This is a genomic window from Rhodococcus sp. 008, from assembly GCF_001682295.1.
Classification (GTDB): Bacteria; Actinomycetota; Actinomycetes; order Mycobacteriales; family Mycobacteriaceae; genus Rhodococcus_F; species Rhodococcus_F qingshengii.
In genome coordinates, this window is the sequence record NZ_CP015203.1 from 209242 (window position 1) to 229284 (window position 20043).

General features: G+C 60.5%; 23 protein-coding genes. 14 read left to right on the forward strand and 9 right to left on the reverse strand.

Annotation, left to right across the window (positions count from 1 at the left end; translation table 11 throughout):
* Positions 1-22: 22 nt before the first annotated feature.
* Both AOT96_RS36485 and AOT96_RS31315 read left to right on the forward strand, forming a co-directional pair.
* Positions 23-241 (forward strand): MerR family DNA-binding protein, encoded by a 219-nt coding sequence (locus AOT96_RS36485; protein WP_256670292.1) that lies wholly within the window; start codon positions 23-25, stop codon positions 239-241.
* Positions 238-546, forward strand: coding sequence for a hypothetical protein (locus AOT96_RS31315; RefSeq protein ID WP_047270607.1), 309 nt, complete (start codon positions 238-240; stop codon positions 544-546). The genes AOT96_RS36485 and AOT96_RS31315 overlap by 4 nt, the downstream gene beginning before the upstream one ends.
* Positions 547-682: 136 nt before the next feature.
* Here AOT96_RS31315 and AOT96_RS31320 read toward each other — a convergent pair whose 3' ends face one another.
* Positions 683-946, reverse strand: coding sequence for a DUF4229 domain-containing protein (locus AOT96_RS31320; RefSeq protein WP_080961187.1), 264 nt, complete (start codon positions 944-946; stop codon positions 683-685).
* Positions 947-1176: 230 nt separating this feature from the next.
* Between AOT96_RS31320 and AOT96_RS31325 the strand changes: the two genes are divergently transcribed.
* Genes AOT96_RS31325 through AOT96_RS31355 form a run of 7 tightly spaced genes read left to right on the forward strand, consistent with a single transcriptional unit; the run spans position 1177 to position 8088 of the window.
* On the forward strand, positions 1177-1818 hold the full coding sequence (locus tag AOT96_RS31325; protein ID WP_047270605.1) for a TlpA family protein disulfide reductase: 642 nt from the start codon (positions 1177-1179) through the stop codon (positions 1816-1818).
* Between the two features lie 26 nt (positions 1819-1844).
* The gene (locus AOT96_RS31330; protein ID WP_047270604.1) at positions 1845-2459 is read left to right on the forward strand and encodes a TlpA disulfide reductase family protein; all 615 of its coding nucleotides are present in this window, start codon (positions 1845-1847) and stop codon (positions 2457-2459) included.
* Entirely contained in the window at positions 2456-3265 is an 810-nt protein-coding gene (locus AOT96_RS31335) for a cytochrome c biogenesis CcdA family protein (protein ID WP_058228108.1), read from the forward strand. Before AOT96_RS31330 ends, AOT96_RS31335 begins: the two co-directional genes overlap by 4 nt.
* Positions 3262-4893, forward strand: a complete 1632-nt coding sequence (locus AOT96_RS31340) for a cytochrome c biogenesis protein ResB (RefSeq protein ID WP_054827427.1) — start codon at positions 3262-3264, stop codon at positions 4891-4893. The genes AOT96_RS31335 and AOT96_RS31340 overlap by 4 nt, the downstream gene beginning before the upstream one ends.
* Positions 4890-6491: an apolipoprotein N-acyltransferase gene (gene lnt, locus AOT96_RS31345; protein ID WP_065353025.1), complete on the forward strand. Its 1602-nt coding sequence runs from the start codon at positions 4890-4892 to the stop codon at positions 6489-6491. Before AOT96_RS31340 ends, lnt begins: the two co-directional genes overlap by 4 nt.
* Positions 6492-6551: 60 nt before the next feature.
* On the forward strand, positions 6552-7352 hold the full coding sequence (locus tag AOT96_RS31350) for a DUF3105 domain-containing protein (protein ID WP_047270598.1): 801 nt from the start codon (positions 6552-6554) through the stop codon (positions 7350-7352).
* Positions 7345-8088: a DUF305 domain-containing protein gene (locus AOT96_RS31355; protein WP_047270597.1), complete on the forward strand. Its 744-nt coding sequence runs from the start codon at positions 7345-7347 to the stop codon at positions 8086-8088. Before AOT96_RS31350 ends, AOT96_RS31355 begins: the two co-directional genes overlap by 8 nt.
* Positions 8089-8147: 59 nt before the next feature.
* Here AOT96_RS31355 and AOT96_RS31360 read toward each other — a convergent pair whose 3' ends face one another.
* Together AOT96_RS31360 and AOT96_RS31365 are read right to left on the reverse strand one after the other, a co-directional pair.
* On the reverse strand, positions 8148-9083 hold the full coding sequence (locus AOT96_RS31360) for a cytochrome c oxidase assembly protein (protein ID WP_054827426.1): 936 nt from the start codon (positions 9081-9083) through the stop codon (positions 8148-8150).
* Positions 9084-9125: 42 nt separating this feature from the next.
* On the reverse strand, positions 9126-9668 hold the full coding sequence (locus AOT96_RS31365; protein ID WP_223304457.1) for a copper resistance CopC family protein: 543 nt from the start codon (positions 9666-9668) through the stop codon (positions 9126-9128).
* A gap of 183 nt (positions 9669-9851) precedes the next feature.
* On the opposite strand from AOT96_RS31365, the gene AOT96_RS31370 reads away from it, so the two are divergent.
* The 3 genes from AOT96_RS31370 to AOT96_RS31380 all read left to right on the forward strand — a co-directional run bounded on the left by AOT96_RS31370 (position 9852) and on the right by AOT96_RS31380 (position 11495).
* A complete protein-coding gene (locus AOT96_RS31370) occupies positions 9852-10508 on the forward strand; it encodes a DsbA family protein (protein WP_047270652.1) in 657 nt (218 codons plus the stop codon).
* Positions 10505-11155, forward strand: a complete 651-nt coding sequence (locus AOT96_RS31375) for a vitamin K epoxide reductase family protein (protein WP_052959927.1) — start codon at positions 10505-10507, stop codon at positions 11153-11155. The genes AOT96_RS31370 and AOT96_RS31375 overlap by 4 nt, the downstream gene beginning before the upstream one ends.
* 148 nt (positions 11156-11303) lie before the next feature.
* Positions 11304-11495 carry an antitoxin gene (locus tag AOT96_RS31380; RefSeq protein ID WP_047270593.1) on the forward strand — a complete coding sequence of 64 codons (192 nt, stop codon included), beginning with the start codon at positions 11304-11306 and terminating at the stop codon, positions 11493-11495.
* 131 nt (positions 11496-11626) lie between these two features.
* Here the strand turns inward: AOT96_RS31380 and AOT96_RS31385 are convergent, their stop codons facing one another.
* The 6 genes from AOT96_RS31385 to AOT96_RS31410 all read right to left on the reverse strand — a co-directional run bounded on the left by AOT96_RS31385 (position 11627) and on the right by AOT96_RS31410 (position 18359).
* Positions 11627-12163 carry a hypothetical protein gene (locus tag AOT96_RS31385; protein WP_223304456.1) on the reverse strand — a complete coding sequence of 179 codons (537 nt, stop codon included), beginning with the start codon at positions 12161-12163 and terminating at the stop codon, positions 11627-11629.
* A gap of 28 nt (positions 12164-12191) precedes the next feature.
* Entirely contained in the window at positions 12192-13949 is a 1758-nt protein-coding gene (gene ctaD, locus AOT96_RS31390) for an aa3-type cytochrome oxidase subunit I (RefSeq protein ID WP_047270592.1), read from the reverse strand.
* 117 nt (positions 13950-14066) lie between these two features.
* Positions 14067-15017 (reverse strand): M56 family metallopeptidase, encoded by a 951-nt coding sequence (locus AOT96_RS31395; RefSeq protein WP_047270591.1) that lies wholly within the window; start codon positions 15015-15017, stop codon positions 14067-14069.
* Positions 15018-15377 carry a BlaI/MecI/CopY family transcriptional regulator gene (locus AOT96_RS31400; RefSeq protein ID WP_003944627.1) on the reverse strand — a complete coding sequence of 120 codons (360 nt, stop codon included), beginning with the start codon at positions 15375-15377 and terminating at the stop codon, positions 15018-15020.
* Between the two features lie 32 nt (positions 15378-15409).
* Positions 15410-16288, reverse strand: a complete 879-nt coding sequence (locus tag AOT96_RS31405) for a M23 family metallopeptidase (RefSeq protein WP_230691701.1) — start codon at positions 16286-16288, stop codon at positions 15410-15412.
* 139 nt (positions 16289-16427) lie between these two features.
* Complete coding sequence (locus AOT96_RS31410) at positions 16428-18359, reverse strand: bifunctional copper resistance protein CopD/cytochrome c oxidase assembly protein (protein ID WP_047270589.1); 1932 nt, start codon at positions 18357-18359, stop codon at positions 16428-16430.
* A 179-nt stretch (positions 18360-18538) separates the two neighbouring features.
* Between AOT96_RS31410 and AOT96_RS31415 the strand changes: the two genes are divergently transcribed.
* Positions 18539-19459 carry a cation diffusion facilitator family transporter gene (locus AOT96_RS31415; protein WP_003944635.1) on the forward strand — a complete coding sequence of 307 codons (921 nt, stop codon included), beginning with the start codon at positions 18539-18541 and terminating at the stop codon, positions 19457-19459.
* Positions 19456-19983 carry a signal peptidase II gene (lspA, locus tag AOT96_RS31420; RefSeq protein ID WP_011331644.1) on the forward strand — a complete coding sequence of 176 codons (528 nt, stop codon included), beginning with the start codon at positions 19456-19458 and terminating at the stop codon, positions 19981-19983. The genes AOT96_RS31415 and lspA overlap by 4 nt, the downstream gene beginning before the upstream one ends.
* The last annotated feature ends 60 nt before the right edge of the window (positions 19984-20043 follow it).

Below are 20043 nucleotides of genomic sequence, written 5' to 3' on the forward strand. Positions count from 1 at the left end.
ACACGGCTTCAGCCTCGAGGAGATCAACGAACTTCTCCACCTCTACGGTGGCGGACCGGACGATTGCGACGCAGCGCGGAGACTCGCCCAGAAGAAGATCGCCGAGCTCGACGAAAAGATCCGAGATCTGCAATGCATGCGGGCCTCATTGACCGAATTCGCTTCCACCTGTGCACTACCGCGAGCTGACCGGCACTGCCCCATGCTCCAGACATTGCACACCGACGAAGGAACACCATGATTCAACTCGAAATTTTGCAAGTCCTGGACTGCCCCAACGTGCCGCTCCTCGAACAACGAATCGAGCAAGCTCTCGCGGGTGTATCGATCGAATGGGAACTGCGCCACCTGGTCATCGAGGATTCCCAATCAGCAGCACTCGCGGGTATGGCCGGGTCTCCGACGTTGCTCGTCGACGGCCACGATCCCTTAGCCGAGTCAAATCAGATCCCGAGCGTGTCCTGCAGGCTCTATCGCGATGCCGCGGGCGCTGTCGACGGCGCTCCTACTGTGTCGGCGCTGAGGAGAGCATTCGGAATGGATTGACCAACGTGGACAGTCGTTGACTGCTGCTCCGAATTCGGCTTCGGCAGCAGCGATCGCCGCGACCTAGCCCCTTCCCGGGTGACACCGGGGGATGAAGGAGGCTTCATCTATGCCGGCGTGGCCGCGGGAAACTTCTTCACGCGGTGCGCGACGCGCGACGCCTCTCATCTACGACCATCACCTCGTCGTTGATCCGGCGTCGCAACGATCGGAATGCGATCGCAGAGATGGCGAATCCGAGCAGCAAGGCCCCGAACAGTGACAAAGCGCCGGGGATTTCGAGGTCGAATACGGCGTTGATTCCCATGACGATCACTGCGAGCCCAGCGATCAGGGCGAGTCGAGCTGCGGTGTAGTACACCATCAATCGCACAAGCTTCGACCGTGCGATTCGTGTCATTCGCGTCGGCGGCCCTTGATGTGAATCCAGTGCTGGAATTTCGGGGCGGGCCGACGAGCTGGGACGACCCTCCGGGGCGGATTGACGTTTCACAGTGCTCGATTCAATAGTTGGACTCGGGCCCCTGCCGCTGCTGAGCGAGGGCCGGTGGAAGAACCAATATAGCTACTATGCACAATAGTAGTTCAGTGTTGTTCCCCGATTCGCCGCACCATACTTGGAGGAAGTGTATGCAGGCACGGTCGCGATGGCTCATGTTCTTCTTGGCCGTGATCGCCCTCCTTGTCGTGGCAATCTGGCCTCGATCCGAACCAACCGAATCCCACTCCCCAACCCGACCGCAAATGCCCCCGGCCGCATCCCAAGACGACGGCGAAGCTCTCGACCCGAGCTTCACATCTGCGACCGCAGCAGCGAAGGTTTCCTGCCCTGCGGCCCCGGCGGCACCGCCCGTGAACGGAAAACTCCGGGGAATCAAAGCGACGTGTCTTGGCGAGAGCACTGAAGTCGACCTCGGCGCAGCGCTGTCCGGGGAACCCACCTTGATCAATCTCTGGGCTTCGTGGTGTGGGCCGTGTCGATCGGAGATCCCGGTTCTGAACGATTACGCAGGCAGCCCCGGCGCCATCCGTGTGGTCGGCGTCAATGTCCAGGACGACATGTCAGCAGCACTAGCACTTCTCACGGACGCCGGCGTGCGCTATCCCTCGTTCGCCGCCATCGACGACGTCGGAATTGCACTGTCGGCGCCGCCAGTTCTGCCGCTGAGCTTCCTCGTCCAACGTGACGGGTCCGTCGACCAGGTCACAGCCCCCATGGTTTTCGAAAACACGGACCAAATACGCTCCGCCGTAAGTGAGTTGATGAAATGACAGTCCCCACACCCACGCGACAACGGATGCACCGCACCCCCCGAGCGCATGCCCATCCCCTCTCACTCATTGCTATCCTCACCGCGGTGGTCGTCGCCGCAAGTGGGTGCGCGAGCGGTACCGACGCGGTCGCTTCGGGTGCGAACTTCGATTTCGTCTCGCCTGGGGGGCAAACCGATATCTTGTACGACCCACCCGAGTCGCGAAATAGAATCGGCGCATTGGCCGGGCCTGACCTTATGACCGACGGTAACGATATCTCACTGACTGACTACGCAGATCAGATCGTCGTGATCAATCTGTGGGGACAATGGTGCGCCCCATGCCGCTCCGAGGCCGACGATCTCGAACGCGCCTACGAAGCAACCAAAGACCTCGGCGTTCAGTTTCTCGGGATCAATGTTCGAGATCCTCAACGTGACAAAGCTCAGGACTTCGTCGTCGACAACAACGTGAGCTACCCCTCGATCTACGACCCGTCGATGAGGACCTTGATAGCGCTCGGCGGAAACTATCCGACGAGCGTGATTCCCTCCACGTTGGTGTTGGATCGTCAGCATCGCGTCGCCGCAGTGTTCCTTCGTGCACTTCTCACTGAGGATCTACAGCCTGTCATCGAGCGTGTGGCGGCCGAACGGTGAACGACTTTGCCCAAGGCATCGGGTCCAGCTTCCAGACCGCCGCCTCGAGCGGTCCGTTGCTGCTCGCCGTAGCGGCGTGCGTTTTGGCCGGTCTGGTCTCTTTCGCCTCACCGTGCGTGGTGCCACTGGTTCCCGGATACCTGTCGTATCTAGCCGGCATTTCCGGAGCTGATTCTCCGGCGGTGACCCCTGAAGACGCGACCACGAGACCCGCAGCAGGCAGATGGCGGGTGACAGGCGCGGCAACGATGTTCGTCGCGGGATTCACGGTGGTGTTCGTTTTCGCCACCGCATCGGTATTCGGCGTGATCAGCACCCTGCGCATCAACGAAGACCTGCTCCAACGGGTGGGCGGGGTGATCACCATCGTGATGGGGTTGACCTTCATCGGCCTTATTCCTGCCCTGCAGAAAGACGCACGATTCGCGCCGCGACGAATCTCCTCCCTTGCCGGCGCACCTTTGTTGGGGGGCGTGTTCGCGTTGGGCTGGACACCATGTCTCGGCCCCACTCTCGCAGGGGTTCTTTCGGTGGCGGCCGGAACTCAAGGCACGACGGCAGCGCGCGGGGTGCTGCTGATCGTCGCCTACTGTCTAGGACTTGGATTACCGTTTATCGTGCTGGCGTTCGGGTCGGTGAAAGCGCTCCGAGGCGTCGGATGGCTCAAACGCCATTCACGAACGATTCAGATCGTCGGCGGAATAATGCTCGTCGCTGTCGGTCTGGCACTGGTCACCGGTGTGTGGGGCGTGTTCATCGGCTGGTTGCGCAACGAGTTTGTCAGTTCGGTCGTGTTGCCGATATGACAGAGAGTGTCCCCACGGGAGCTCGCATCCGTCGCCTCCCGAGACTGATTATCCGAGAAAGCATTCGAATGCTGCGCCAGTACTGGCGCAGATTGACGTCGATGAGTACCGCGCTCGTGCTCCTGTTCCTCTTGGCGCTGGCAGCACTCCCCGGAGCAATGCTGCCTCAGCGAAATCTCAACGTGCAGAAAGTGTCCCAGTACATTGCGGCCCAACCAACCCTTGGCCCACTGTTCGACAAGCTGGAGTTGTTCGACGTCTTTTCCAGTTTCTGGTTCACCGCAATCTACGTTCTCCTGTTTCTCTCTCTCATCGGCTGCCTGTTTCCACGCTTGCGGGCGCATCTCGGCGCACTCAGGAGCCAGCCTGTGCGGGCACCTCGGAATCTGTCCCGGTTGCCGCACCATTTCCGCGGCGAGGTAGATATCTCTCACGACGAGGCCTTGACGAGAGTGCGCCGGTCTCTCAAGGGTTGGCGCATCGCAGTCAATCCCGAAAATGATTCCGGAGTATCGGTTTCGGCGGAGAAGGGATATCTGCGCGAGGCCGGGAATCTGGTGTTCCACTTCTCGTTGATCGGGTTGCTCGTCACCGTCGCCATCGGCAAGCTGGTGGGGTACGAGGGTTCGGTCATCGTCATTGCCGACGGTGGTCCTGGATTCTGCAACACCTCACCCGCTGTGTACGACTCATTTCGCGCTGGAAGTGCAACTGACGGAACTGGTCTCGCACCGTTCTGCATCAAGGTCAACGATTTTTCCGCGGACTATCTCGATACTGGTCAGGCCGAAATGTTCACCTCCAACATCTCATACCAGAGCGGGCAGGACATCGCGACCAATACGTGGAAGGACTACCGTCTTCGAGTCAACGAACCGTTGCGTACCGATGGCGCCCGCGTCTATCTGACCGGCCACGGGTACGCGCCGCAGTTCACCGTCACTTTCCCCGATGGCCAGTCCCGTACCGAGACAATGCAGTTTCAACCGGACGACGCGGTGACGTTTCTCAGCAGTGGGGCGTTGCGTTTCGATCCACCCGGCGGTTCGTTCCCCGATCCGAACGAGCGCCGGAAGAATCAGATTGCCATCGAGGGACTCTTCGCGCCGACCGCGGCCTTCAGTGGGACGCTCCTGACTTCGTCGTTTCCCGACGCACGTGATCCTGCGGTCGCGATCGACATCTACAAGGGCGATACGGGTCTGGATACCGGCATTCCGCAATCGATCTTCTCGTTGAATACGGAGATGATCAACCAAGGAAGGCTGGTCAAACAAGATCGTGTGAACCTTCGACCGGGAGAGACGCGGACTCTCTCTGACGGAACACAGGTTCGGTTCGACGGGGCCAAGGAATTCGCCAATCTACAGGTGTCGTACGACCCTGCGCAACAGTGGGTTCTCGTCTTTGCGATCACGATGATGCTCGGACTTCTGACCTCGCTCGTGATCAGGAGGCGGCGCGTGTGGATCCGTTTACGCCCGGGGGCAGCACCGGAGCAGGTCGATCTCGAACTCGGAGGCCTCGCGAGGACCGATCATGCAGGGTGGGGCGGCGAATTCGACGATCTTTGTGAGAAATTGTGGACGGACCAGCACAGTTCTCCTTCTACGGGAGCGGGCCTGTGAGGGTCCCTTCGTCCGAACGTGCACTCACTGCCGACGGTGAACTCGATGCATGCCTGAAGAGTAGTCGCCCCAAACGGCTTTACGGTGGGAACGCTTTGCGTCTCGCGCTTTCGGTGGGCGCTGGGTGGCTGCTATTTCTCAGTTTTCCGCCGCGCACGCTGTGGTTTCTGGCCCCTGTCGCCATCGCCCTGCTGACCGCCGTTCTCCAGGGTCGCAGTCTCCGTGCGGGTTTCGGATTCGGCTATGCCGCGGGACTGGGATTCTTCGTTCCCTTGCTGCCGTGGGTCGGAGCGTATGTCGGTGCAACGCCTTGGTTGGCGTTGGCGGCGATTGAAGCGCTCGCGTTCGGCGTGTTCGGCGTACTGGCAGTGGCCGTCGGTCGCGCTCCCCTTTCCCCGGTGTGGATTGCGGGTGCATGGGTCACCGCCGAAGCACTTCGTAGCCGAATTCCGTTCGGCGGTTTCCCGTGGGGGCGTTTGGCCTTCGGGCAGGCGGACAGTCCGCTGCTGCCGTTGGCTTCGATCGCAGGGGCGCCAGGTCTTTCCTTCGTGACTGCACTGACCGGAACTCTCATCGCCTGGTCACTGGCCGGACCCTCCCGTGTTCGATGGCAAGCATTGGCGAAGGGTGGCGTTGCCGTCGTCCTCATCTTTGTGAGTGCATTGGTGACAAGTTCTCCCGGTGCCGCCCCTGACGAGGTCGTCACTGCTGCCGTCGTTCAGGGCAACGTGCCGCGACTCGGCCTCGATTTCAACGCCCAACGCCGAGCGGTGCTCGATAATCATGTTGCCCGCACCGAGCAGCTCGCTGCCGATGTCGCGGCGGGTCGCGCAGCCCGGCCACGGCTTGTTATCTGGCCCGAAAATGCTTCGGATATAGATCCTTTGGTGAATCGGGATGCGGCAGAGCGACTGGACCGAGCAGCCCGTTCGATCGGGGCACCAATCCTGGTCGGTACGGTTCTCGTAGGTGAAGCGAGCACATCGATCAACAGTGTCATGGTGTGGGATCCCACGGATGGCCCTGGCCAGCAACACATCAAACGACAACTCGTGCCGTTCGGGGAGTACCTGCCGCTCCGACCGATCATTCGTGCAGTGTCGTCGTACGCCGATTCTGCGGGCAATTTCGTTGCCGGGAATGGGAACGGTGTCGTCGACCTCAACGGAGTTCAGGTAGCTGTTGCCACGTGTTACGAGGTGGCCTTCGACGATCTGGTGACCGAGTCGGTCCAGGCGGGAGCCACCGTCATCGCGGTTCCCACCAACAATGCGACCTTCGGCCGGACGGAGATGACCTTTCAGCAATTGGCCATGTCGCGGGTGCGGGCAGTCGAGCACGGTCGCACTGTGTTGATCGCCGCGACCAGCGGTGTCAGTGCGATCATCACGCCGACGGGAGAGGTACGCCAACAGAGCGAGATCTTCACAGCACAGGCATTGACCGACGAGATCGCCCTGCGTTCCGATCTCACACCGGCAACACGTCTGGGCGCGGTTCCCGAGATCGCCCTGGCGGTGATCGTCCTTTCTCTCGCTGCCGCATCTCTCTTCGGGGGCGCGTACCGCTTCTGTCTCGGCAGAAGAACGAAACCATGAATTACTATGATTGATAGTAATTCAGTGTCGGTGCCAGCGCGCAAGGGAACGAGTCCACCAATGTCGAAGAACCGCAAGAAGAACACACCCCGCCCCCGCGGCGGTGGGGTGCCCGGTGGCCGAAGTTTTCCGTGGTCGATATCGATCGCAGTCCTGATTATCGCCGGCCTGGTCTCGGTCATCGCCTACAACATGGTGCCCAAGGCCATCGAGAGGACCGAAGCACAAAAATACGCTCCGAGCGCGGACAACCCGGACCCCTCGCTGTCCATCGAAGGGGTAACCGAAATCGAATACGCGGCCGGCAATCATATTCAAGCGCCTCAGCGCGTTGCATACGATCAAACTCCCCCCTTGGGAGGAGCGCACGATCAGTACTGGGCGACATGCACAGGCATCGTCTACCCGGAGCCGATACGCACTGAGAATGCGGTGCATTCACTCGAGCACGGTGCGGTCTGGATTGCCTACAACCCCGACTCGTTGAATCCGTCCGACGTCGACGCCCTTACCTCCCAAGTCAACGGTAAGCCGTATTCCCTGATGTCACCGTTCCCTGGCATCGATTCCCCCGTTTCGATTCAGTCGTGGGGGCACCAACTCAAAGTCGACAGCGTCGACGACCCCCGTATCGCAAAATTCATCACCGCCCTCAAACAGAACCCGAACACCCATCCAGAGGCCGGTGCCAGCTGTGCAACGGTCCCGGGAGGATTCGACCCGAACGCTCCTTTCCCCTTCGACGCATCTCCGCCAGGCCCTGACGCGATTCCCGCAGCGTCGGAGCAGTCAGCCACTGGTCTTCCCGCAGCAACGACCCCACCTGCGCCGGCGATCACGAGGAGTCGCGAAAATGGTTGAACACGAGGCGGTATCGATTCAATCCGAGTCGGTATCCGATTCATCGGGCAAACGCCATGCCACGCCGGCCGCAGTGTTGGTGGTCGGTATTGTCATCGCTCTGTTGATCGGAATCATCATCGGCCTGTGGGCAAAGGGGCGGATCGAGAACACCTCGCAGGGGGTCCCAGCCGTCGGCGCAGTGGAGGTCGGCTTCGCGCAGGACATGTCGGTTCACCACGGGCAAGCGGTCGAGATGTCGTCCCTCGCATTGGTGAACACTGCCGACCCCGCTATCCGTACGCTCGCGTACGACGTCGTCACTACTCAGCAAAGTCAGATAGGAATGATGCAGGGGTGGCTGTCCATCTGGGATCGACCCGCCCGGAGCACGGGCGAGTATATGGAGTGGATGCCCTCAACTTCCTCGGCGATGAATCACTCGATGCCCGGCATGAGCACCGGACAAAGTGATTCCGGCGTAACTGAATCAGTCGCGATGCCGGGAATGGCTTCTCCCGCCGAACTCGCGGAACTACGCACCCTGACCGGACCGGCATTTGAGATTCGCTATTTGCAATTACTGTTGCGCCACCATCAAGGGGGAATTCCGATGGCCCAATACGCCGCTGACAATGCCGATCTCCCCGTCGTGACAAATCTTGCTCGACAGATCGCCGCTACACAGCAGGCCGAATCGACCGCATTGCGAGAACTGCTCGCAGTGAGAGGTGCCCAACCGATCCCGATGAACTGACCACTCATCTCACACACCGTCGCATCCGCCGAACCCGATCATCGAGATGCCGAGAGCAGTCATCGACGGGGAAGGGTTTTGAGGAATTCGTTGTAGGCCTCGAGGTCGACGTCACCGTCCCTGGCGGCCTTTTTGTCGACGGCGGCGTTGGTGCGGGTCTCGTCGCGATTCCACCTCATCGCGAAAACCACCATGATGATCAACGCGACGGGTTCTCCGTACGACCATGCCAAAGCCCCCGCCATTTGTTGATCGGCCATCAGATCGACGTTCCAGGACGCCGGCGGATTGGTGAAGGTACTCAGGAGTGGCGAGGTTGCCATCATCAGGATCACGCCGATGAAAACATGGAGAGGCATTTCGACGAAGAGGTCGAAACATCGACCCAGGTTGCTTTGCTTGACGGGCAACGGCCCAGATGAGAGCACCGGAACGATGAACAACACTCCAGTGGCCAGGAAGAAGAGCTCCAGGCCTGTGTGACCGACCCAGGACGACGCCACCAGGTCGAATACCGGCGAGAGGTAGATGCCGTAGTAGCTGAACAGGAACAGTGGAATCGTGACGCCGGGGTGTAGCAGAATCTTCGCCGTCCGGCTTCTGAGTGCCGTCAATGCCAGCTTGAGGATCGGAATTCCCCACCCTGTGTGAGGGGTGGAGCGCAGCAGGAGAAGACCTGGGCTGCCGAGAACGAGCAGTGGTGGAATCGCCATCGACAAGGTCAAATGCTGGAACATCCAGATACTGAAGAGTTCGTACCCGTAGCCCTCGACGGCGAGCCCCGTGACCAGGATCAGCAATATACAGCCGAAGAGGAAGCTGGCCGTCCTCGTCCACGGCCACACCCGACCGGAAGACGTCACCCGGTAGACACCCCAGCCATACCACGCTGCCAGTAGGACTCCGATCAGTGGTAGGACCGGGAGCGGCTGCGGCGCCCACCCCACCATTGCTCCGAACGAAGGCACGGCCTCGGGTAAACGTATCCAGTCCATCACCTACGTGGTCCCTCCCCGCTCGTACTGTGTTGTAACATCTCAGCGCTTCGAGCGCTTGTCTCCGCGGAGAACGATGACCATCCCGATCACGAACAGGATTGCCACTGCGCCACCGAGAATCGGCAACAACAGTGGGGATCCGTCGTCGGAGTCGGCATCGGCGGTCGCCGCCGACGGCGCAACAGTTGCCGGAGGTGTTGCACCTCCGGGAAGCGGCGCCGCATTGTTCTTCGCCGCGTTCAAGGTGAAGGAGTACGACCCCGTGATCGGGTGTCCGTCCTCAGAGATCACCCGGTAACCAACGGTGTAAGTGCCAGACGACATCTGACCGGTCGTCACGAGAGAAACGCGCTCTCCCTGCACCGACGGCTCCCCGGCTCCGACCTGCGTCCCGTCGGCCGCACTGACGGTCACGTTCGCGAAACTCGTCTGAATCTCCTGATTGAAAACCAATTCCACCGAACTCGGCGCAGTGTCGAGAACTGCGTCGGCGGATGGAGTCGATCCGACCAGTGCACTGTGTGCTTGCGCGGTGCCTGCGCTTATGAGCGCACACCCCGCAGCCACCAGCAGCACAACCATTGCACGCCTCAAAATCTGTTCCTCCTACTCGGCTCACACCATCGAGGTGCGGAGTCCGGCGATCGATGCACACCGCACTTCGCTGAGACAATACCTCCGACTACTATGTTGCATAGTATTCAGGGCTGTGTGGTGGCCGGAAGGTTGCACGCATCGACGAACACCGACCAGGTAGGCGGATCCATGAAGTTGACCACCAACGCGAAATTCTCGATAGCCCTGATAGCTGTCTTCGCTGTCGTCCTCGGCGCGCTGTTGCTCGGCAACCGCAGCGGGAGGGAGACAAACAGCGCCAGCGCTTCGGACGCATCGGTTCTTCGCGACGACACGCATCTACTTTCCTCTGCGCCGGACAACGATGTCGTTCTGGTCGAATTCCTCGACTTCGAGTGCGAGGCATGCCTGGCGATGTATCCGACGATGGAGCGGATACGTGCTGAGTACGCTGACCGCATCACGTTCGGTGTACGGTACTTCCCCATTCCCAGTCACACGAACAGTCGACTCGCGGCGCGAGTCGTCGAAGCGTCGTCCAGGCAAGGGAAGTTCGTGGAGATGTACCAGCGAATGTACGACACGCAGACCCAGTGGGGCGAGTCGTCCGAATCTCAAGTAGCCCTCTTCCGTACGTTCGCCCAGGATCTGGGACTCGACATGGCGACCTTCGAAGCAGATATGAATGATCCCGCAGTCGCAGAGCGTGTCGAAGGGGACTTCAACGAAGGTATCGACCTGGGCGTGCAGGGCACACCGACGCTGTTCCTCAACGGCGTCCAGTTGCCGTCCATGCCGACATATGACGATCTCACCGCTCGCATCGACGCAGCGCTGGCCCAATGACATCAACGGGAGCACGCGGTGCCCACGTCGACACTGGTATACCTCCGACTGTCGACTCGGCCCCGAAAGTGTGCTCCCCCTATGTCGTCGGATGGATTCTCACTGCAGCAGGCGCTCTCGGCTTGGCGGCGTCTCTGATACTGACTATCGAGAAGTTTCAGCTTCTCGCGGATCCCTCATATCGCCCGTCCTGCAGCATCAACCCCGTCCTCAGTTGTGGATCGGTGATGAGTTCTCCACAAGCCTCGATCTTCGGTTTCCCGAATTCGATCCTCGGTATAGTCGGGTTCACCGTCCTACTGACCACGGGAATCGTGACCCTCACCGCCGCAAAGGCACTACCTCAGTGGTATTGGCGCTGTATCGTCATCGGCTTGCTCACCGGAGCGGTGCTGGTTCACTGGCTGATTTTCCAAAGCCTGTACAGAATCCAGGCACTGTGCCCATACTGCATGGTCGTGTGGGTGGTGACGATGACAGCCCTCTGGTATGCCATTTTGCATCTAGGTGCTCGTAGCGCGTCGACCTCCTCGCGAATCGTGACCGTCGGCACCGAGAAACACACTCTCGTGCTTACTATCTGGATCGTGTCCGTCGCGAGCATGATTCTCAGCGCATTCTGGGACTACTGGTCGACACTGGTCTGACGAGTCCCACGAAAATCTGCCAACGCCGTCGCACTCGGCCAACTGTTGCACGATCAGTCAACCTTCAACTCAACTACTATGGATCTTAGTTTTTAGATCCGCAACCCTCCCGAGTAGAGGGCGATGAGGCCAGGAGAAGGAGACGAATATGAAATTCATGGGTGCAGCGAAAGCGCTAGTCGACAAGGGCAAGGAGGCTGCCTCGAAGAACGCAGACAAGATCGAAAACGCGATCGACAAAACCGCCGCGTCTGCCGAAGCCAAGACCGGTGGAAAACTGACCAGCCAGATCCGGAGGGCTGCGCTTGCGGCAAAGAGAGCGATTCCTCCGAAGAAGTAGCGACTCTCTTTGCCTTGCCGCCTGATTGCTCGTTGGTCTCCACGCCGTACGACTGAGAATCGGCGTCGAGAGCGCGAATAATCTCGCTTCGGTGTGCCCCCCTCGTGACAGCACACCGAAGCGAGGAGCGCTCAGGGTTCGGTCTGCGGAATCACGATACTCGCGTGAAAATCTCTGTGCCACAGCCGCGCAAGGAGGGCGTAATAGGATTCGGTTACCCTCGATTGCGTCGAGAGCGCCGCTTCCGACGACTCGATTGTCGTCGGAACGAGAAGGAGGGCACGATTCGCCAATGCCGCCGCGGAACTCCCGATATCCATCACTGCGCCACTGATACTGGCCGCGGCGTTCAGCACGGGGTCTGGAAGGACAGTGGTGGAACGCATGAAGGTCCGCTCTGCGTCAACGAAATCCGCTCCGGTCTGGAGATGATTCTCGATTGCGGCGATTACTTCGCTGACTCGACGGGTGTGAACCCGAAGTTTGCGGGGGTGCCGGATGTGGCGACGAGATACCGGTGGCAAAGTCCGCAACCGGGCACCAGCATGGTTCGCCACGCCGCCGTCGAGAGCGGTCGGCAGTACGTCTCGAATCAACCAGTCCGTGAGTAGGGCGGCAGCGGTATCTGTTGCCGGGACGATGACCACCGGCATTGTTCGTGTTGACATTGACTTTCCCATCGGTATGGCCGCCGAGCTAATTCTTCTCGTCATCATCGGACGTGGATGCGGTAAGTACCTTCTCCGATTCTGATGAACTCGTCTCCGGCCGGTGACCGGCCCCGACGTGTGCTTCTGCTCGCATCCGAGCAACCATGTGCGGGTAATGCAACTCGAAGGCCGGACGCTCGCTGCGGATGCGCGGCAACTCGGTGAAGTTGTGACGCGGCGGCGGGCAGGTCGTTGCCCACTCCAGCGAGTTTCCGTAGCCCCACGGATCGTCGACAGTGACCACTTCGCCGAATCGGTAGCTCTTGAAGACGTTCCAGATGAACGGGAGAGTGGAGGCTCCGAGAATGAAGGAACCGATGGTCGAGACTGTATTGAGTGTGGTGAACCCGTCCGCGGGTAGGTAGTCGGCGTAACGACGCGGCATACCCTCGGCACCGAGCCAGTGCTGAACGAGGAACGTCATGTGAAAGCCGACGAACGTGGTCCAAAAGTGCCACTTGCCAAGGCGCTCGTCCATCATGCGACCGGTCATCTTCGGGAACCAGAAGTAGATACCGGCGTACGTCGCGAACACGACCGTACCGAAAACCACGTAGTGGAAGTGGGCGACCACGAAGTAAGTATCCGTGACCTGAAAATCCAGCGGAGGGCTCGCCAGCAGCACACCGGACAGACCACCGAAGAGGAAGGTGATCAAGAATCCGAGAGAGAACAGCATCGGTGACTCGAACGTCAGGTGTCCCTTCCACATCGTGCCGATCCAGTTGAAGATCTTCACACCCGTCGGCACGGCGATCAGGAACGTCATGAACGAGAAGTACGGCAGGAGAACCGCGCCCGTCGCGTACATGTGATGCGCCCACACTGCGATCGACAGCGCCGCGATACCGAGCGTCGCGTAGACCAGGCCGCTGTAGCCGAAGATCGGTTTGCGGCTGAAGACCGGAAATATCTCCGAGACGATACCGAAGAAGGGCAGCGCGATGATGTAGACCTCGGGGTGGCCGAAGAACCAGAACAGGTGCTGCCACAGCAGGACTCCGCCATTCGCGGGGTCGAAGATGTTGCCACCGAGGCGACGGTCGTAAAGCAGTGCGAAGAGTGCGGCGGTCAACAGCGGGAAGGCCAACAGAATCAAGACAGAGGTGATGAAGATGTTCCACGTGAAGATCGGCATGCGGAACATCGTCATACCGGGAGCGCGTAAGCAGACAATGGTGGTGATCATGTTGACCGCGCCGAGAATCGTGCCGAGACCGGAGACGAGAAGCCCCACAATCCACAGATCCGCACCGACCCCAGGTGAGCTGACTGCCGAACTCAGAGGCGTGTAGGCCGTCCAGCCGAAATCTGCGGCACCTCCGGGAGTGACGAACCCGCCCGTAGCGATGAGAGCACCGAAAAGGTAGAGCCAGTAGCTGAACGCGTTCAGTCGCGGGAAGGCGACATCCGGCGCACCGATCTGCAGGGGGAGAACGAAATTGGCGAATCCGAACACCACCGGCGTCGCGTACAGCAGCAGCATGATCGTGCCGTGCATGGTGAAGAGTTGGTTGTACTGCTCGTTCGACAGGAATTGCATGCCCGGAATCGCCAGTTCGCTGCGCATGATCAGCGCCATGAGCCCGCCGATGAGGAAGAACGCGAACGAAGTCACCAAATACATCAAGCCGAGCGTCTTGTGATCGGTCGTCGTCACAAGGTTCCGCAGCACCGATCCCTTCGGCGCCCGTCGCGCGGGGTACGGCCGGGCGGGGATCGGGGGTGATGCAATTGCGGTCATAGTCAGCCCGCTTCCTGTCGAGACGCAAATAGAGTGTGCGACAGAAGCATAACCCAAATACTACGTTGCATAGTTTTTGGGTCCGGGTGGCGCCTCGGCCACCCTTTCCGACTGCCGTCAGGTCACGAGGGCATGAGCGGACGCAGAGAAGACGACCATGGTGGTCAACGCGGCGATGACGGGAACGATCATCGGGAGCATCGCAGCAGAGATGCAGACCAGTTTGGTGCCGCGAATCCGGGAATCCGTCTGCAGCCTGACCAAGCGCACCGAGATCTCGTCGTCACCGAGCCCGAGAGTCCACACCGGCTGAGGTAGCGGCGACGTCGCCACCACGCGCAACGCCGACCTGACGGCATCGGGGCTGGTGGCCTGTGCGGCCCGATCATCGGCAGCGAGCTCGACCAGCCGCCGCACCGCAGCGGGAGCCGCTTTGAACAGCGGGATCACCGGCAGCGCCTTCGCGAAGACTTCACACACATTGATGATTCGGTGATGGTGACCTCGCAAGTGTGCCCGCTCGTGGGCGATCACCGCTTCACGCTCGGATGCAGTCAAGCAATCGGAGAGACCTTTGGTCGCTACGACGAATCCCGGCCGTCCAGCGACGCTGTAGGCCATCGGCATCGGATGATCAAGCCAGAGAACGTCATCCGATGCCGGATCTGCGCGGGCGATGATCGATACGACATCACGGTGGTAGTCGCGGACCTTGGCTCGGCCCTTATGTTGCCGATGAGCCAAGAACAAGCTGCGAACGGCGATGAGCGCGGTAACCGCAACTCCGCCGACAGCGAGCGCTTCCCCGATCCAGGGGGCCATCGCGTGTTGGAAGGCAGTGAAGCATCGCACAAGGGCCTCGGAGAGCCCTTCCGCTGGTGCATGGCTCGGCCACAGAAGGATCACTACTGCCGATACGGCAAGGAATCCCAGACCCACGATGCTGCCGATCCATGCCGCGAGAATCGCTGCAGGAGCCAGAGTGGTCGATTCGAAACGCCGCAAAACCTTGGGCATGAACGCTCCGATGAGCACGGCCCCGAGAAGGAGGACTGCGGCGAGAGTCATCTACCGAACCTTGCCGTGATCCAGTGCTCGCCGCAGTGCCTCGTATTCGTCATCGGAGACGTTTTGCGCGAAGTGCAGAAGCGCTGAAACAGAGTCATTGCTGTTGTCGAGTAATTCGCGCATGGCCAGTGAGGTCGCTTCATCGCGGCTACGCGATGGCGAATAGATGTATGCGCGGCTTCGTTTTTCCCTCTGCACCCACCCTTTTTCGTGAAGGTGCGTCACGACGGTCAAGATCGTGGTGTATGCCTTCGGGGCGCCGCCCTCGAAGCGGTCGACCAGATCCCGCACAGACTGCGGCTCTTCTGCATCCCACAGGAGATCCATCACTTCGGATTCGAGCCCGCCGAGTCTCTTCATCTTCCTTCCCCCTTCGGAAATCGTCGATTGCGTCAGTCACTGACGGCCGGAGGCTGGATCTGTACCCCACGCGCGTCCAACCATGCCATGGGATCGACCTTCTGGCCGTCTGCCTGCCACACCTCGTAATGCAGATGTGGCCCTGTTGATTGTCCCCTGTTTCCTACCGTCGCAATCAATTCTCCGGCACGCACCTTTTGACCCGCGGTTACCAGAGTCTCGTTGATGTGTCCGAAGACCCCGATTGTCCCGTCATCCTGCAGGATACGGACCCACAGTCCGAAACCGGACGCAGGTCCGGACTCGAGTACCGTGCCGTCGGTGACGGACACGATAGGTGTACCGATCTCATTGGCAATGTCCAACCCGTAATGAGTCGACCCCCAACGCGGTCCGTAGTTCGACGTCAATGTTCCGCTGACAGGAGCCATCGTCAGCGGTTGGCGTGCAGCTGCCTCTCTCGAAGCGCGATCGGTGTCGCGTTCGGTGCCTCGAGCCAACTGTTCGGCCAGCCTCCCCAGCTCGGCCAGTTTGGGAACCTGGAGAATTTCCGGAGCCGATGCCAGCGCCTGCTCGAGAGGTGCCAACGGTTGCTGGTCGAGCTCGACGGGAACACTGACGCTCCCTGTCGATGCATGTGAGGCGGATGTGCCGGCGGCAAGCAAAGCGCCGGTGGCGACAGAGAGAACCAAAGCCCGTCCACCAGGACGATTGCGGGACTGTCGGCGATGAGCGCCGCCGCGTCGCGCCTGAACGCTTGCAGCGACGGATTCACGGTCGACTGCAGATGCGGTGGAGATGTACATCGTGTCGACTGGCAGGTCGCGATCGCTGCGTGGCGTGTCGAAAAAGCTACTTTCCCGAAGTGGGCAGTCGAGATCGTCGGTGTCGGGCTTGCGGTGTCGGGCCAAGATCGCATTCCTTGCGTCGCGGAAGGTCACAGAATGGTGACGGTCCCAGACAGCGTACTACTATTTCGCATAGTTTTTGGGCGAGCGTTGACAAAATTCAGAATCTCGACGAGACGCCCCGCTGCAAATGCACCTTCTCCTACTCATCTGCCGCGCGATGACATCTCGGCGAGCAGCACGCGTTGAGGAGAAGCCCTGTCGCGATTGCCAGGGGTATTGCTCCGATCGCGAGTATCAGTCCGGCACCGAACCGTTGATCTCGTGCGAGGTCGTCGAGCCAGCCGCGCTGCAACGATGTGAAGTACTGATCGGCAATCACCGCGTCAGTGGTGATCAGTGCTGCTGCGAGGCCCCCGTAGGCCAAGAACGCCGCAAGGAGCAGGGCCGTCCTGATCGCGGCGCTCGCTCGTCTCGGCAAGGGATCGACGCCGACCATGACCCAGAAGAACATGAAACCGCAGATCAGCAGGATTCCGTTGATCACCAGGTGGGGGACGTGCGAGCCGGCGACAGCGCTGTACATCCCTCCCAGGTAAAGGAGAGGCAGGGCTCCGGCGAAAATCACAGCAATCACATAGGGCTGGGACATGAATCGGAACCAGGAGCCTCTGTACACGCTTTGCGCCCATTCCCTCAGCCCCGGCGCATCTCCGGACGATCGCCGAACGGAGAGCCTGAACAGCGTGAACGGGGCGCCCAGGACCAGACAGAGTGGAGCAAGGACCGCCACGGCGGACGTTGCCGCCATATGCATACTCATCACTGCAGGTGCATACCTACCCACTCCCGATGATGTTGCGACAAGCAACACCAGGCACCCCAGAGCCCAGCTGACCGATCGGAACGTCGACCACTGCACGCCCTGCTGTCGGAGGCGAAAAACGCCGACGACGTAGCACGCAGCCAACACCACGGCGAGAGTTCCGAAAATGAGATCGAATCGCCAGTCGACGAGCAAGCGGCCCGCAGTCGGTACGCCATCGAGCGCATACCCGAGCACCTCCTCGACTCTGCTCGGATCCTGTCGCTCCGTGGGCGCCGGGGGCGGCGTGCGGCCCAGGGCGACGGCGATACCGACGGTTACTGCGAGAACCACCGACTCCACCACTGCCAGACGAATGAAGGTGCGACCGTCGCTAGGATCCTTCGTCAGTTCGGCGATCGCGATTTTCCGTTGGCGCCAACCTGCCAGTCCGGTGAGGACCAAGGCGGCGACTTTGGCAAGAATCAAGACACCGTAGGTGCTACTCCACACCGCGGTGAGCGGCACCCGCACGGCAGCGTTGACCACACCGCTGATCGCTATGACGACGAACGCCATGAGTGCCACGGCCGAGAAGCGGCGCGCGGCGAAGTCGAGATAGCTCCCCTTTCTGCGGGCATGCAACACGAGAGCCGCTATTCCTCCCATCCAAATCGACGCCGCGAGGATATGCAGAACCAAACTGTTCGTGGCGATGTCGTGGGATCCACCCGAAGAGGAGTGACCCGACAATGCCCTGGGGAGCAGGCTGAACAAAGCGAATGCGAGAAGTAACGGTGTCCACGAATATCGCAGGGTCAGACGACACGCAATCGCGAGCACGAGTGCGAGCCCTGCGGTCCATGCCCATGCAGTTGTGACATCGATGTCCGAAATCGCGCGAGCGAACAGCCCTGGATCGGCGAACACGACGGAGAGAGGTTGGCCTGAACTGTCCGAGAGGGTGAGTGGAACGAGCAGCGCCGCGCATACCGCCCAGATAGCGGCGGCGACGCTTGCGGTTCGTAGCGCCAGATATCCGTCGACATCGAGTACACCTGAGGCTTGAGGCGGAACGAGAACGGCAGCCAAAAGTAGACTGCCTACGGTCATCACGGCGGCAACCTCGCCGAACGCCATCACCGCCGGGAGTCCGTAAATCGTCAAGGGCCCCGGATCTGGAAGTCCGAGCAATCGCAGCGCCTCGGAAGTTGATGCGCGCGCCAATGCCGCCGCAGTGATTGCAGCTATGACACCCCATCCCAATACTTTCCGTATGGGTCGTCCGACGACGAGGGTATCGGCGCCGGACGGTTCGGTTTCGATCATTTGCGGGTGGACCTCTCAGCATTGTGGATCTCGCCCGCGCGATCGGCGCTCCGGACCAAAATACTATGACGGATAGTTGCATGGGTGCTTCAGCCAGGGTTTACTGAAACTCTCTCGTTGGCAAATATGCGCATATGAGAATACGACGCTCCAGTCATAGGCGAGAAGGGCATATCGAGATGGGTCACGGCCATGGGCACGGCGTTGCGGAACAAGCTGCGAGTGCATCGGGTAAACATGTCCGCAAATTATGGATAGCCGTCGGGCTCGGTCTGGTCACGTTCGTCACGCAAGTCATCGTGGGGTTGTCCACGTCATCGCTCGCCCTGCTCTCCGACTCCGCACACGTCTTCACCGATGTGTTCGGCATCCTCATGGCATTGACCGCTATCTTGCTTGCGCAAAGAGCGCGATCGCGCCCGGATCGCACGTTCGGTATGTACCGGGCGGAGGTGTTCGCTGCCTTGTTCAATGCCCTACTCCTGTTCGGTGTCGCCGGATGGGTTCTCTACGAAGCTCTCGGTCGACTTTCCGATCCGCCTGAGGTCCCTGGACTCCCGGTGAGCATTGTCGCTGTCGTCGGCCTCGTGATGAACATCGCGGCATTCTTGCTCCTTCGCAGCGGGGCGAAGGAAAGCATCAACGTCCGGGGCGCCTATCTCGAGGTCATGGCTGACATGCTCGGGTCCGTTGGAGTCCTGATCAGCGGATTGGTCACACTGATCTTCGGATGGCGGTACGCGGATCCGGTGATCGGTGTTGCGATCGGCTTGTTCGTCCTACCGCGTGCCTACAATCTCGGCCGCCATGCCCTGCGGATCCTGCTCCAGCACGCCCCCGCCGGCGTGAGCATCACCGAGGTGACGCAAGCCTTGCAGGGGATCCCCGGGGTCAAGGACGCCCACGACCTTCACATCTGGACGCTCACATCGGGCATGGAAGTTGCGTCGGCGCATCTGACGATCGACGAGGAGTCCGATCCGACCAAGGTTCTCGCTGCTGCCCAGGATCTGTTGGCCACCCAGTTCAATCTCGTTCACGCGACCCTGCAGGTAGAACCCGCCGCGGGTGACGGGCGTTGCCAGGAGCTTCCGTGGTGAGTACCAACGAGGTGACCACGAACGACAAATCCCCCCATCGCAAGAAACGAATTCTCTTCGCTACGACGGTGCTCGTTTCGGTCGTCGTCGCCCTGACGATTGAGCCCGTTGCGCGGAAGCACCTGTCCGGGGCCAACGAGATGGATCTGGGCGTCGTCAGTTTGAGGCTGGCTTACAACAGTGGTGTCGCCTTCAGCCTGGGCAATCAGCTGCCGAGTGCCGTCATCATCGCCTTTACCGGCCTCGCCACCATGGGAATCGCCGTATACGCCTGGCGGAGTGTCCCGCAAAGTCGCGGGGTGGCCGTGATCGGTTTCGCTCTGATTGTCGCCGGAGCTGCCTCCAACGTGGTCGACCGAGCCCTCGACGGGAAGGTCACCGACTACTTCCACACCGGCTGGTGGCCCACCTTCAATCTTGCCGATACCTACCTCACCTGTGGATTCATCCTGGTCGCCGTGTCGCTGCTGTTCGAATCCGCGCGCGGGTCCGAACGTGAGATTCAGCGTCCGCAATCCGTGTGACCTGATTCGAGCGAGGAGGGAGCCGGAGCGCTGTCGACAGGGAAGCAGTCCATCTCTGCG

What these genes read in the sequence shown, in the direction of transcription:
- AOT96_RS31395 (WP_047270591.1), bottom strand. Translation starts at nt 15,017, where the DNA reads ATGACTCTCGCCGCAGTCCTCCTTCTCGGGGCCGTGCTCATCGGAGCG.
- AOT96_RS31315 (WP_047270607.1), top strand. Translation starts at nt 238, where the DNA reads ATGATTCAACTCGAAATTTTGCAAGTCCTGGACTGCCCCAACGTGCCG.
- AOT96_RS31415 (WP_003944635.1), top strand. Translation starts at nt 18,539, where the DNA reads ATGGGTCACGGCCATGGGCACGGCGTTGCGGAACAAGCTGCGAGTGCA.
- AOT96_RS31350 (WP_047270598.1), top strand. Translation starts at nt 6,552, where the DNA reads ATGTCGAAGAACCGCAAGAAGAACACACCCCGCCCCCGCGGCGGTGGG.
- AOT96_RS31375 (WP_052959927.1), top strand. Translation starts at nt 10,505, where the DNA reads ATGACATCAACGGGAGCACGCGGTGCCCACGTCGACACTGGTATACCT.
- ctaD (WP_047270592.1), bottom strand. Translation starts at nt 13,949, where the DNA reads ATGACCGCAATTGCATCACCCCCGATCCCCGCCCGGCCGTACCCCGCG.
- AOT96_RS31370 (WP_047270652.1), top strand. Translation starts at nt 9,852, where the DNA reads ATGAAGTTGACCACCAACGCGAAATTCTCGATAGCCCTGATAGCTGTC.
- AOT96_RS31410 (WP_047270589.1), bottom strand. Translation starts at nt 18,359, where the DNA reads ATGATCGAAACCGAACCGTCCGGCGCCGATACCCTCGTCGTCGGACGA.
- AOT96_RS31365 (WP_223304457.1), bottom strand. Translation starts at nt 9,668, where the DNA reads ATGGTTGTGCTGCTGGTGGCTGCGGGGTGTGCGCTCATAAGCGCAGGC.
- AOT96_RS31325 (WP_047270605.1), top strand. Translation starts at nt 1,177, where the DNA reads ATGCAGGCACGGTCGCGATGGCTCATGTTCTTCTTGGCCGTGATCGCC.
- AOT96_RS31355 (WP_047270597.1), top strand. Translation starts at nt 7,345, where the DNA reads ATGGTTGAACACGAGGCGGTATCGATTCAATCCGAGTCGGTATCCGAT.
- AOT96_RS31360 (WP_054827426.1), bottom strand. Translation starts at nt 9,083, where the DNA reads ATGGACTGGATACGTTTACCCGAGGCCGTGCCTTCGTTCGGAGCAATG.
- AOT96_RS31330 (WP_047270604.1), top strand. Translation starts at nt 1,845, where the DNA reads ATGCACCGCACCCCCCGAGCGCATGCCCATCCCCTCTCACTCATTGCT.
- AOT96_RS31400 (WP_003944627.1), bottom strand. Translation starts at nt 15,377, where the DNA reads ATGAAGAGACTCGGCGGGCTCGAATCCGAAGTGATGGATCTCCTGTGG.
- AOT96_RS31320 (WP_080961187.1), bottom strand. Translation starts at nt 946, where the DNA reads ATGACACGAATCGCACGGTCGAAGCTTGTGCGATTGATGGTGTACTAC.
- AOT96_RS31385 (WP_223304456.1), bottom strand. Translation starts at nt 12,163, where the DNA reads ATGTCAACACGAACAATGCCGGTGGTCATCGTCCCGGCAACAGATACC.
- AOT96_RS31380 (WP_047270593.1), top strand. Translation starts at nt 11,304, where the DNA reads ATGAAATTCATGGGTGCAGCGAAAGCGCTAGTCGACAAGGGCAAGGAG.
- AOT96_RS31340 (WP_054827427.1), top strand. Translation starts at nt 3,262, where the DNA reads ATGACAGAGAGTGTCCCCACGGGAGCTCGCATCCGTCGCCTCCCGAGA.